This is a genomic window from Drancourtella sp. An57 (assembly GCF_002161525.1).
Lineage (GTDB): Bacteria > Bacillota > Clostridia > Lachnospirales > Lachnospiraceae > Sellimonas > Sellimonas catena.
This window is the reverse complement of sequence record NZ_NFHY01000011.1, coordinates 108460-121211: the sequence shown is the minus strand read 5'-3', so window position 1 is coordinate 121211 and position 12752 is coordinate 108460. Positions and strand designations below refer to the sequence as shown.

Sequence of the window (12752 nt, the reverse complement as noted above, 5' to 3'; positions counted from 1 at the left end):
AAGATGATAGCGGTTGCAAAGAGAAAAATATTTATTTAAAATAAAGAAAGGAGTTTTATTATGAAAGCAAAAGGAGTACGGCTTCATGCGGCAAATGATTTACGTCTGGAGGAATTTGAACTTCCGGAAATTACGGATGATGAGATTTTAGTAAAGGTGGTTTCAGACAGTATCTGTATGTCTACATACAAATGTGCTATTCTTGGAACCGAACACAAACGTGTGCATGAGGATGTAGCAGAGCATCCGGCAATCATGGGACATGAGTTCGCGGGAGATATCGTAAAGGTAGGAAAGAACCATCAGGACAAGTTCAAACCGGGAATGAAATTTACTCTTCAGCCGGCTCTGAACTATAAGGGAACAATGTGGAGCCCGGGATATTCTTACGAATTTTTCGGAGGAGATGCAACATACTGTATCATTCCGTCTGAGGTAATGGAGCTGGGATGCCTTCTGGAATACAAGGGACGTGCCTACTATGAAGCATCTCTGGCAGAGCCGATGTCCTGCAGTATCGGAGCATTTAATGCTGCTTATCATACGAAGATGGGCGTATATACACACCAGATGGGAATCAAAGAGGGCGGAAAGCTTGCGATTATGGCAGGAGCAGGCCCGATGGGACTTGGTGCACTGACCTACGCGCTTCACAGAGACATCCGTCCGTCCATGATTGTCGTGACAGATCTGAATCAGGAGCGTCTGGACAGAGCAGCATCTCTCTTCCCGCCGGAAGAGGCTGCAAAGGACGGCATTGAGCTTCATTTTGTAAATACTGGAAAACTGGAAGATCCGGTTGCAGAGCTTCTGAAAATTTCAGGAGGCACAGGATATGACGATGTACTCTGCTATGCTCCGGTTGCACAGGTTGTTACACAGTCCAGCGCGATTCTCGGAAGAGACGGCTGTCTGAATTTCTTCGCAGGTCCTACAGACAAAGAATTCAGTGCAACTATGAACTTCTATGATGTACATTATAATTCTACTCATGTAATGGGAACAACAGGCGGAAACACAGCTGATATGATCGAATCTCTGGAGTTGACAGCGGAAGGAAGAATTGATCCGGCAGTTATGGTTACCCATATCGGAGGACTGGATTCTGCAGCAGAAACAACTCTGAATCTGCCAAAGATCCCTGGAGGAAAGAAGTTGATTTACACACATCTTTCCATGCCTCTTACCGCGCTTTCTGATCTGCGTGCAAAAGGAGAGGAAACAAAGGATCAGCGTCTGGTTGATCTGGCGGATATTGTAGATGCTCACAATGGACTGTGGTGTCCGGAAGCGGAGGAGTATCTTCTTAAAAACTTTATTCAGGAATAATTGTGTCAGGACAGCCTGTCTGTGTTGTCCCGGCATGGACAGGAGGAATATATGGATTCAATGGAAATGCGCAGAAATGCGATTGTTCAGCTGATCAATGAAAAAGAGACGGTCAGTTTTGCTCAGATAAAAAAGAAATTTCCAAATGTGTCGGAGATGACACTGCGTACAGATCTGAAAGCACTGGATGAGGAAAAAAAGATCCTGCGTGTACACGGAGGGGCGAAATCCGTGCAGGTCATCGTAGGAACAGATGGATTTCTGAACCGTAAATCTGTACACAACATTTCGGAAAAAAAGGAGATTGCAAGGAAGGCACTTGCGTTGCTGAAACCAGACACAACAGTGTTTCTGGATTCGGGAAGTACAGCTACGGCATTTGCGGAACAGATTCCGGATGACTCTTATTTGATTTATACAACAGGACTGAGCTGCGCAACGAAGCTGGCCGGACTTACGAAACCAACGGTAATGATTCCGGGAGGGAGGCTGAACCGCTACAGCCAGAGCGTGTTCGGAATTTCCGCCATCAAAGAGCTTGAGCGGGTGAATTTTGACCAGGCGTTTTTAGGGGTCACAGGATTTCATCCGTCGGTAGGTTTCTCCTGCGGCATCAGCGATGAGGCGTTATTAAAGCAGACCGCGATCCGACAGTCCGATCAGGTGATCGCCCTGATGGATTCTTCCAAAATTGATGTTAAATGCAGTTTCAGTTTTTGCGGACTTGCCGATATTGACATTATTGTCTCTGACGGGAAACTGCCGGAAGAATTTTTGGAGGAATGCCGGAAATACGGCGTACAGGTCCTGTAAACAGGAAAATGATATAGCTGAACCCATTCTCCATTGAAGATTTGAGAGTGAATGGAGGACGGATTTGTGAAAAATAACATACAGCGTTTTGGTAAATTTTTATCGGCAATGGTAATGCCGAATATCGGTGCATTGATTGCCTTTGGCTTTCTTGCCGCGCTTTTTATCGACACCGGATGGATCCCGAATAAAGGATTCAACAGCATGGTCAGTCCGATGCTGACATACCTTATCCCGATTTTGATCGCCTCAACCGGAGGACGTATGATCGGCGGCGACCGCGGACGTGTGGCGGGCGCCATTGCAGTAATTGGTGCGATTATGAGCAATACGGAAATTACAATGCTCATGGCGGCCATGGTAATGGGTCCTCTGGCAGGATTCTGTGTCAAGAAGTTTGACGAAGCGATGGACGGACATATGCCGGCAGGATTCGAGATGCTGATCAACAACTTCTCGGTCGGCATCATCGGTATGGTTCTGGCTATGCTTGGATACGTAGCAATCGGACCATTCATGAGCGCGATTCTGATGATTTTATCAGCAGGCGTCAATTTCCTTGTGGAACACAGTGTGCTTCCACTTGTGTCAGTGTTTGTGGAACCGGCGAAAGTTCTCTTCCTCAATAATGCGCTGAACCACGGTATTTTTACACCGATTGCAACGGAACAGGCAGCAGAAGCAGGAAAATCCATCATGTACATGCTGGAGACCAATCCGGGACCGGGACTTGGTGTTCTGCTTGCTTATATGTTCTTCTGCAAAGACAAGGTAACAAAAGATTCTGCACCGGGTGCAGTGATTATCCACCTTCTGGGAGGTATTCATGAGATTTATTTCCCGTATATTCTGATGAATCCGGTTGTGATTGTTGCACCGATTCTTGGAAATATGGCAGCTATTCTTTGGTACACCATTACAGACTGCGGCCTGGTCGGACCGGCGTCACCAGGTTCCATCATTGCCTATCTGATGGTATCGCCGGGATCTGATCTTGTCAAAGTACTGATCGGTGTCGTGATTGCGGCCGGAATCTCCTTCGTGGTTGCCTCTCCGATTGTCAAAATGGCAGGAGGAAGAAGCCTTGAGGAAGCTCAAAACGAAATGGCAAGCATGAAGCAGGCTGCAAAAGGGGAAACAACAGTACCGGGAACGATTGAACGTTCCGAAGAAGTGAAAAAAATCATCTTCGCATGCGATGCAGGTATGGGATCTTCCGCGATGGGAGCAACCAAATTCCGCAACAGGATCAAAAATGACCGCCCGGATATTACGGTATCCAATACATCGGTCGATACAATACCGGCAGACTGTGATATCGCAGTCGTACAGACAACACTTGCTGCCCGCGCGAAAAAAGCAGCGCCGCAGGCACAGCTGATTACAATAGGAAATTTCCTTGCGGATCCGGCGCTGGATGCCTTGTATGTACAGCTGACAACCGGTGATGCTCCGGCAGCACCTGCGGGAGAAAATACGGACATTGTTATTCCGGACACACCGATCAAAAAACAGGTGATCGTTGCGGACGGAATCCGTCTGGGACAAAAACCGGTAACAAAAGAGGAGGCCATTCAGGCAGCCGGAGAACTTCTCGTAAAACTCGGATACGTGGACGAATCTTATGTAGAAGCAATGCAGGAACGGGAAAGACTGGTATCTACCTACATGGGCATGGGCGTTGCCATCCCGCATGGAACGACCCAGGCAAAAGGAACAGTAAAGAAAACAGGAATTGTATTTCTGCAGTATCCGGAAGGCGTCGATTTCGGTGCGGAAAAAGCACAGCTTGTGTTCGGTATCGCCGGAATTGGAGACGAACATCTCGATCTTCTCGGAAAACTCTGTACCCTTCTGGAAGACCCGGCACTTCTGGAAACATTAAAGACGACAGACGATGTAGACTGGGTACTGGAACAGTTATCATAATATCATTTATTTTCGGGGACGTGTTCCGATGCACAGGAACACGTCCCCGATGTTATGTGTGTACTCTTGCGGCTTCCTGTGAAGTTTGCTACAATAAAGAAAGTGGAAAAAGAAACGGAGGAAAGAGATATGACATATGAAGAGATATTAAAAGAAGCACGTACCTGTATCGGCCAGTACTGCAAAGCATGTCCGGTGTGTAATGGAAAGGCATGCAGAAACCAGATACCGGGGCCTGGAGCCAAGGGTGTAGGTGATACAGCCATCCGTAATTATGATAAATGGCAGGAGATCCGTGTAAACATGGATACGATCTGCGCGGGGGGAGCTGCGGATACTTCCGTGGAGCTGTTCGGAAAGGCATTTAAGTACCCGTTTTTTGCAGGCCCGGTAGGGGCGGTGAATCTGCACTATGGTGAGAAGTACAATGATCAGACTTACAATGATGTTCTTGTATCTGCCTGTGCAAAGGCAGGGATCGCGGCAGTGACCGGAGATGGTGTGGATGCAAATGTGATGAAGTTTGCGTGTGAGGCGATTAAGAAAGAAAGCGGAATGGGAATTCCGACAATCAAGCCGTGGAATCTGGAAACAGTGAAAGAAAAGATGGAGCTTGCAAAGCAGGCGAAGGCATTTGCGGTTGCCATGGATATCGATGCGGCCGGACTTCCGTTCCTGAAAAACATGACACCTCCGGCAGGAAGAAAGACTGTGGAAGAGCTGCATGAGATTGTCAGCATGAGTGATGTGCCGTTCATCGTAAAGGGTATCATGACTGTGCGCGGTGCACTGAAAGCTGAGGCGGCGGGAGCAGATGCGATCGTTGTATCCAACCATGGAGGACGTGTGCTGGATCAGTGCCCGTCTACGGCAGAGGTACTTCCGGAGATCGTCGATGCGGTCAAAGGAAAGATGAAGATTTTCGTGGACGGCGGAATCCGTTCCGGTACAGATGTATTCAAGGCGCTGGCACTTGGCGCAGACGGAGTCTTTATCTGCCGTCCGTTCGTGACAGCAGTCTTTGGAGCGGGAGAAGAAGGCGTGCGTACTTATATTGAGAAGATCGGAAGCGAGCTTGCAGATACGATGGAAATGTGCGGAGCAGCCTCCATCAAAGAGATTACAAGAGATATGGTTCGCATTTAATCAGGAGGAAGCAACATGCTGTTTATTGAATATCCAAAATGCAGTACCTGTCAGAGAGCCGGTAAATGGCTGGAAGCGCAGGGAGCCGAGTTTGAAAGAAGAAATATTGTAGAGAACAATCCGACCAAAGAGGAGCTGAAAGCCTGGCATCAGAAAAGCGGGCTTCCGCTCAAGCGGTTTTTTAACACAAGCGGCATGAAATACCGTGAACTGGAATTAAAAGACCGTTTAAAGGAGATGAGCGAGGAAGAGCAGTACGAACTTCTTGCAACAGACGGGATGCTGGTAAAGCGCCCGCTCCTTGTAGGAGAGGATTTTGTGATTCCGGGATTCAAGGAAAAAGAATGGGCAGAAAAAATCGGGTAAAGGAAGCGTAAAAGACAATGCGGGAACAGCTGACAGAGCATGATGTAAAGAAGATTCAGGAGGAGATCGAGTACCGGAAACTGGTTGTCCGCAAAGAGGCGATTGAAGCGGTCAAAGAGGCAAGGGCACACGGCGACCTGAGCGAAAACTTCGAGTATCATGCGGCAAAGAAAGACAAAAACCGAAACGAAAGCAGAATCCGTTATCTGGAAAGGATGCTGAAGACGGCGAAGATCGTAAAAGATACGTCTGCATCGGATGAAGTAGGGCTTAATAATCTGGTGGAAGTTTACTTTCCGGAAGATGATGAGACAAGCACCTTTAAACTGGTCACTTCCATCCGGGGCAATTCTCTGGACGGCAAGATCAGCATCGAATCGCCGCTTGGAAAGGCGATCCTGAAAAAGCATGCAGGAGACCGCGTGAAAGTGAAAGTAAGCGACGACTACAGCTACGAGGTTGAGATCCGTTCCATTCAAAAGACAACGGACGACGAGGATGACAAAATCAGAAGTTATTAAAAAGCAGGCGGCGGAAGTCCCGGAAGATACCGGAGATTCCGCCGCCTTTTTATGGACTTTTTCAAAAAACTGCATAAAATCACGGGAAGAGAAGATACTGGAAAGCAAAAAAGGAGTGCGCCAAATGAGTGGAAATACCGAGCTTTTAAATTTTGTGTATCAGAATTCCCAGATGGGGATTGAATCATTAAGCCAGCTGATCGAACTTTCCGATGATGAGGAGTTTAAAGAATGTATGGAGAAGCAACTGGAAAAGTACAGGGAATTCAACAAAGAGGCCAGAAGGCTTCTGGAAGAGCGGGGACATAACGAAAAATCCATCGGCATGTTTGACAGGCTGAAAACGTATCTGATGATCAACCTTCAGACGATGAATGACAAATCCGCCTCCCACATGGCTCAGATGCTGATTGAGGGCAGCAGCATGGGAGTGACCAATGCCTTGCAGGATCTGAGGAAGTATGAAGATGCGGACACGGAAATTCTTCGCCTCATGCGGAAACTTTACAAATTTGAAGAGAAAAATGTGGAAACCTACAAGGCATTCTTGTAGAAAAAGAGGAAAACAACACTCTGCTATACGGACGGCAGGGTGTTTTGTTTTGTGAAAAACAGCTGTTGATAAGAGAAAGCGCATAATGTTCATTAGAAATACTTACATAAAGATGGGCGATTACACTGGAATAACAAAGGCAGTTTGCGTTATAATGAATAGGAACGATGAAAAACAAACGGCAAAGGAGAAAATTCATGGAAATGTTATCAATCGAACAGGAACTGAAGGGAAATTCTTATCCGGGACGTGGAATTATCATTGGTAAGACACCGGACGGTAAAAAGGCAGTGACAGCCTATTTTATTATGGGACGCAGCGAAAACAGCCGCAACCGGATCTTTGTAGAAGATGGACAGGGAATCCGCACCCAGGCTTTTGATGAATCAAAGCTTACAGACCCAAGCCTGATTATCTATGCACCGGTGCGTGTGCTTGGAAATAAGACTATTGTGACAAACGGAGATCAGACCGATACGATTTATGAGGGAATGGACAGGCAGCTTACATTTGAGCAGTCTTTAAGAAGCAGAGAGTTTGAGCCGGACGCTCCGAACTACACCCCTCGTATTTCCGGAATCATGCACATTGAAAACGGAAACTACAATTATGCGATGTCAATCTTAAAGAGCGATAACGGAAGACCGGAGAGCTGCCAGAGATTTACGTTTGCATACAATAACCCGGCAGCCGGAGAGGGACACTTTATCCATACATATAAATGTGACGGAAATCCGCTTCCAAGTTTTGAGGGAGAGCCGAAACGGATTGCTGTTCCGGATGACATCGAAAGTTTCACAAATCTTCTCTGGGAGAGCCTCAACGAGGAGAACAAAGTATCTCTTTTTGTACGTTATATTGATATTGAAACAGGAAACTATGAGACAAAGATCGTAAATAAGAACAAATAGGAGCGGATCGAGAATGAAAGAATTAGAATTAAAATACGGATGTAACCCGAATCAGAAACCGGCTAAAATCTTCATGAAAGACGAAAAAGAGCTCCCGATCAAAGTACTGAGCGGCAGACCGGGATATATCAACTTTCTGGATGCGTTCAACGGATGGCAGCTGGTAAAGGAGTTAAAAGAGGCGACCGGACTTCCGGCGGCAACTTCTTTTAAGCACGTATCACCGGCAGGAGCAGCGGTAGGACTTCCGCTTTCCGATACATTAAAGAAGATTTACTGGGTGGATGATTTAGGAGAGCTTTCCCCGCTTGCATGTGCATACGCAAGAGCAAGAGGAGCGGACAGAATGTCTTCTTTCGGTGATTTCATCTCCCTTTCCGATGTGTGTGACGTATCTACTGCAAAGATTATCAAAAGAGAAGTATCCGATGGAATCATTGCTCCTGGATATGAACCGGAAGCGCTTGAGATCCTGAAGCAGAAAAAGAAAGGAAACTACAACATCATCGAGATTGATCCGGAATATGTGCCGGCTCCGATCGAGCACAAGGATGTATTCGGTATTACTTTTGAGCAGGGACGCAATGAGTTAAAGATTGATGACGACTTTTTCTCCAATGTGGTAACAGAAAATAAAGAGCTGACTGATCAGGCGAAGATCGATATGGCAATCTCCATGATTACATTGAAATATACACAGTCCAATTCCGTATGCTATGTCAAAGACGGACAGGCCATCGGAATCGGTGCAGGACAGCAGTCACGTATCCACTGTACAAGACTTGCAGGAAACAAGGCAGACAACTGGTTCTTACGTCAGTCTCCGAAGGTACTCGGACTTCAGTTTGTGGACGGCATCGGACGTGCGGACAGAGACAATGCCATCGACCTTTATATCGGGGATGAATACATGGATGTTCTCGCGGACGGCGTATGGGAAAAGACATTCAAGGTAAAACCGGAAGTCTTCACAGCTGAGGAAAAGAGAGCATGGCTGGATCAGATGACCGATGTAACCCTTGGATCCGACGCATTCTTCCCGTTTGGAGACAATATCGAACGTGCCCACAAGAGCGGTGTGAAATATATTGCGCAGCCGGGTGGATCTGTAAGAGATGATAATGTCATTGAGACATGCAATAAATATGGAATGGTAATGTCCTTTACCGGACTCCGTCTGTTCCACCACTAAGAATCAGCTAAATACAGAAAAGAAAACGGGGATAGGACTTTTGGTCCTATCCCCGAGGTTGTCTTATCCACGTAGTCCTGCGATGATCCGTTTCGGATGAAGAAAGAGCTCCAGCGCTTCCTCGGAGGAGTGCACACACAGATCGCAGTAAGGCAGGAGGGGCGGATACATACCCTCCCGGTCTATGACCGCGATGGAAAGGGCGGCTTCTTTCAGCATGAAAAGGTCATTGCGTCCGTTCCCGATACAGGCACAGCAGGACGCTCCGGTTTCTTGGAGTTTCTGAAGTTTATAGGAAGCAGCATCAGACGTTGGGAAGGTGTCCAGAAGAAGGGGGATGCTCTGGCATTCTGCGGCAGCGGTTCCATGGGTGTCGGCGGTCAGGACGTGGATGGTCAAGGATTCAGAGAGTTGGATAAGAAGTTCCCTTACACGATCTCGGATCCTGCCGTCTTCAGCAATGGTGCCATTATAGTCCAAAAGCAGATGGTTGATGGTAAGGGTCTGATAACCTGGTATTTCAATTTGCATTTCTAAACCTCCTTAGGTCCCTGACTGGGTCAAGTCTCTTTCTATTATACAATAAAACCAATACGATAGATATGAAAAGAAGCGGCAGCGTTCGGTGAAAGTCACGCTATCAGACTCTTTTTGTCATACCTGGATTTGGGATTTTCTGGCCAACACTGTAAATACTGTCAAAAATTTCATAAAGAATAAGTCAAAACATATAAAAAATATAAAAAATACAAGTTTTTTATAATAAAACTTGACAAAATATTACGGGGGGGAGTAAAATAGAAGCGTTAGAAAAGACATAGAAATAGAAAGAGAGAAAACCATAGTCATGTAGGGTCGTTTATCATCAATCAGGTCATATCATAAGGAAGATCAGACTGACTTTTTTTGTGCCGTCTGTTATGCGGAGGGTGAGACGGAGTGGGAGAACTTTTCGCTCTTTTTGTTTCGGAACAGGAGAAAGGAGAAACGAACTATGAGAAAGAAAGTAATTTCCTGTCTGCTTGCAGGGATTATGACCGTATCGCTTGCGGCTTGCAGCGGCGGTGGGGTCAGCAGCAATGACGCTTCCAAAGACAGCGGAAAAAGCAGCGCTGATACCGAAGTCGGCGTAGAGCAGACAGCAAAGCCCCAGGCGCCTCCGGAAGACGCGCCGGTTGGAGGAAAGTTTGTCGTTCAGATCACACCGGGTACCCTCTCACCGGATATGATGGATGGATGGTCTGCAAACGCTACTAACACCGGATTTATCAGGTTGATGAATGGTTACTATCTGACGGATACGACCAGAGACAGAACCATTGACTGGGATCCGGTTGTAGTCAAGTCCCATGAAGAAACGGAAAATGAGGACGGGTCCACAACATTTACTGTGGAGATTAATGATAACCTGAAATGGAACGACGGATCCGGTATTACGGCAAAGGATTATCTTTTTGGCATCATGTACCGTTCTTCCCAGGAATTTGCGGAGTGTGAAGGCGATGCGACGACAGGAAGTGTATTGGTCGGATACAATGAGTTCCGTAATGGCGAGAAGAAAGAGTTCACCGGCCTAAGACTGCTTGGAGACTACAAGTTCTCTATTACAGTTGATGCTGAAAACCTGCCAAACTACTATGTACTTGGCGACATCGGATTTTCACCGGAACCGATGGCAGCTATTGCTCCTGGAACAGATGTCCTGGACGATGGAAACGGATGCTACTTTAATGATCAGTATACAGCAGAAGTCTTAAGAGAGACGCTTCTGGATCCGAACACAGGATTCCGTTATAAGAGACCGGTTGTCTGCGGACCTTATCAGTTAAAGAATGTGGATATCGGATCCGAGACGGTGGAACTTGAGATCAACAAAGAGTATCTGGGTAGATATGATGGAACCAAACCTCATGTTGAGACGATCATTTCGAAACCGATCGCTACCGAAACATGGAGAGATGAGTTTGAAAAAGGAACGGTAGATTACTTCTATTCTTCCAAGGGTGAGACCATCGACTCCACTTTGACAAAAGTAGAAGACGGAGAGATCAAAGCTAACTACGGTATTGTACCGCAGGACAGTGTAAGCGAGTTCCGTTTCGCATGTGATTTCGGAGCAAGCCAGTTCCCGGAAGTACGCCGTGCTTTTGCTTACATTATTGACCGTGATGAAGTGAACAAGCAGATTTCCGGCGGATACGCAAGCGTTGTAGACTGCCTTGCTACAGAAGCGATGGAAGACTACCAGGAAACAAAGGACGAGCTGGAAGGGGAACTGACACATTATACATACGACATCGATAAGGCAAAACAGGAACTCATTGATGGCGGCTGGACACTCAATGAAAAGGGTGAAGAATTTAAAGAAGGTACTGATAAAGTACGTTACAAAGAAGTGGACGGGAAACTGATGCCTCTGGAACTGAAATGGGCTTATTCTGAAGATGACCTTACAGATCTTTGCAACACGATCATTCCGCCGGAAGCTGAGAAGATCGGTATGAAATTTGAGGGAACAAAGATGGACTTCGCACAGATGGTCAATCATCTGAACAGAGAAGGCGTTGACGCCACATACAACGTATTTTCCTGCGGCGTTGTTTTGCCGGAGTTCAGCTCCTGGTGGTATTTCTTCGACGACGCACCGGAGAGAATGGGACTTTGGAACTACTACCGTATCAGCGATCCGGAACTGAAGAGCATCACAGCTTCCATGCAGAAAGTAGAACCGGGCGACACAGAAAAATACCGTGAGCTTTTTGTAGAATTTGAAAAAGAAATCAACAAGAAGATGCCGGGGGTGGTTCTTTCCACGGGTACCCAGTACTGGTTTTACAATCCGAAGTTAAAGAATTTCGTTCCACGTTCCTACGACAACTGGTGGTTCTTCATTCTGGATGCATATATCGAAGAGTAAGTATCGGAATGTAATACAAGCAAAAAGGAGACAGGCTTCTTCTGTCTCCTTTTTGTAGAAAAAGTGGGGTTAATTAGGTATGGTAAAATACATTTTAAAAAGACTTGCCTACATGGTGATTGTCTTCCTGATTTTGTCCGTCTTACTGTTCTGCCTGTTTAAGATGGTTCCGGGTGATCCGGCACGTATGATGGTAGAAGGACAGAAAATGAGTGTATCACCTGAGAAATATGAGATGCTCTACCAGGAGGCGAGAGCCCGTCTGGGACTTGATAAGCCTCTGGTGATCCAGTATTTTAGCTGGTTTGGCAACATGCTCAGAGGCGACTTTGGCTACTCCTCGGTGTACCGGATTCCGGTACTGGATTTGGTAGGGCCGCCAATGCGTAATACCGTCTGCCTGAACCTGGTATATTATGTGATCCTTTTCCTCATCACGATTCCGCTTGGAATTAAGGCGGCCGTGAAGCAGAACTCACCGTTTGACACAACTGTTCAGGTGACAACGATTATCGGAATCAGTATCCCGTCCTTTATCACGGCCCTGATATTCATCTTCCTTTTCGCCATTACTCTCCCGATCTTTCCGATCAGTGGTATGGTGACGACCGGAGCCGGGTACACAGGACTGAGGGCGGTCATCGATTATCTTTATCATCTGTGCCTGCCGGTGATCGTTATGGTCTTTGCGGGACTTGGAGGTCTGACAAGATATGTGCGGGGTGCTCTTCTGGATGCGCTCTCTATGGACTATGTGCGTACGGCAAGAGCTAAGGGACTTAGAGAGAAGACGGTGATCTACAAACATGCCTTTCGGAATGCGCTGATCCCGATCACCGGATATGTGGTTGGATCCATCGTGGCGATTTTCGGCGGTTCCATTATTATTGAAACACTGTTCTCCTGGAAAGGAGTAGGAAAGCTTTTGATTGATTCTTTGAACCAACAGGATTACACGGTTGCGCTGGCTATGCAGATGTTCTATATTCTTCTGGCGCTGGCGGCAAATCTGATTACCGATTTGTGTTACTGCCTCGTAGATCCGAGAATCAAATTAGAGTAATGGAGGAAAAAC

Annotated in this window: 12 protein-coding genes; 11 read left to right on the top strand and 1 reads right to left on the bottom strand. The window is 46.7% G+C overall.

From position 1 onward, the window contains the following. Window positions 1-60 precede the first annotated feature (60 nt). The 9 genes from B5G11_RS10745 to B5G11_RS10705 all read left to right on the top strand — a co-directional run bounded on the left by B5G11_RS10745 (window position 61) and on the right by B5G11_RS10705 (window position 8760). Entirely contained in the window at window positions 61-1329 is a 1269-nt protein-coding gene (locus B5G11_RS10745; RefSeq protein WP_087253465.1) for a zinc-binding dehydrogenase, read from the top strand. Between the two features lie 51 nt (window positions 1330-1380). After that, window positions 1381-2142 carry a DeoR/GlpR family DNA-binding transcription regulator gene (locus B5G11_RS10740; RefSeq protein WP_087253461.1) on the top strand — a complete coding sequence of 254 codons (762 nt, stop codon included), beginning with the start codon at window positions 1381-1383 and terminating at the stop codon, window positions 2140-2142. A 66-nt stretch (window positions 2143-2208) separates the two neighbouring features. Further along, entirely contained in the window at window positions 2209-4071 is a 1863-nt protein-coding gene (locus tag B5G11_RS10735; protein WP_087253528.1) for a PTS mannitol transporter subunit IICBA, read from the top strand. 129 nt (window positions 4072-4200) lie between these two features. Continuing rightward, window positions 4201-5217 carry an alpha-hydroxy-acid oxidizing protein gene (locus B5G11_RS10730; RefSeq protein WP_087253525.1) on the top strand — a complete coding sequence of 339 codons (1017 nt, stop codon included), beginning with the start codon at window positions 4201-4203 and terminating at the stop codon, window positions 5215-5217. 15 nt (window positions 5218-5232) lie between these two features. Continuing rightward, complete coding sequence (locus tag B5G11_RS10725; RefSeq protein WP_087169608.1) at window positions 5233-5583, top strand: arsenate reductase family protein; 351 nt, start codon at window positions 5233-5235, stop codon at window positions 5581-5583. Between the two features lie 17 nt (window positions 5584-5600). Then, complete coding sequence (greA, locus tag B5G11_RS10720; RefSeq protein ID WP_087253459.1) at window positions 5601-6104, top strand: transcription elongation factor GreA; 504 nt, start codon at window positions 5601-5603, stop codon at window positions 6102-6104. A 124-nt stretch (window positions 6105-6228) separates the two neighbouring features. Then, window positions 6229-6657: a hypothetical protein gene (locus B5G11_RS10715; protein ID WP_087253522.1), complete on the top strand. Its 429-nt coding sequence runs from the start codon at window positions 6229-6231 to the stop codon at window positions 6655-6657. A gap of 197 nt (window positions 6658-6854) precedes the next feature. Further along, window positions 6855-7568 carry an IMP cyclohydrolase gene (locus tag B5G11_RS10710; RefSeq protein WP_087169611.1) on the top strand — a complete coding sequence of 238 codons (714 nt, stop codon included), beginning with the start codon at window positions 6855-6857 and terminating at the stop codon, window positions 7566-7568. 13 nt (window positions 7569-7581) lie between these two features. Next, window positions 7582-8760, top strand: coding sequence for a phosphoribosylaminoimidazolecarboxamide formyltransferase (locus tag B5G11_RS10705; protein ID WP_087169612.1), 1179 nt, complete (start codon window positions 7582-7584; stop codon window positions 8758-8760). Window positions 8761-8823: 63 nt separating this feature from the next. Here B5G11_RS10705 and B5G11_RS10700 read toward each other — a convergent pair whose 3' ends face one another. Further along, on the bottom strand, window positions 8824-9291 hold the full coding sequence (locus tag B5G11_RS10700) for an HAD family hydrolase (RefSeq protein ID WP_048620444.1): 468 nt from the start codon (window positions 9289-9291) through the stop codon (window positions 8824-8826). Window positions 9292-9754: 463 nt separating this feature from the next. Here B5G11_RS10700 and B5G11_RS10695 point away from each other — a divergent pair, with 463 nt between their 5' ends. After that, window positions 9755-11677, top strand: coding sequence for an ABC transporter substrate-binding protein (locus tag B5G11_RS10695; protein WP_087167730.1), 1923 nt, complete (start codon window positions 9755-9757; stop codon window positions 11675-11677). Window positions 11678-11756: 79 nt separating this feature from the next. Further along, complete coding sequence (locus tag B5G11_RS10690; RefSeq protein WP_024733403.1) at window positions 11757-12740, top strand: ABC transporter permease; 984 nt, start codon at window positions 11757-11759, stop codon at window positions 12738-12740. Window positions 12741-12752 lie beyond the last annotated feature (12 nt).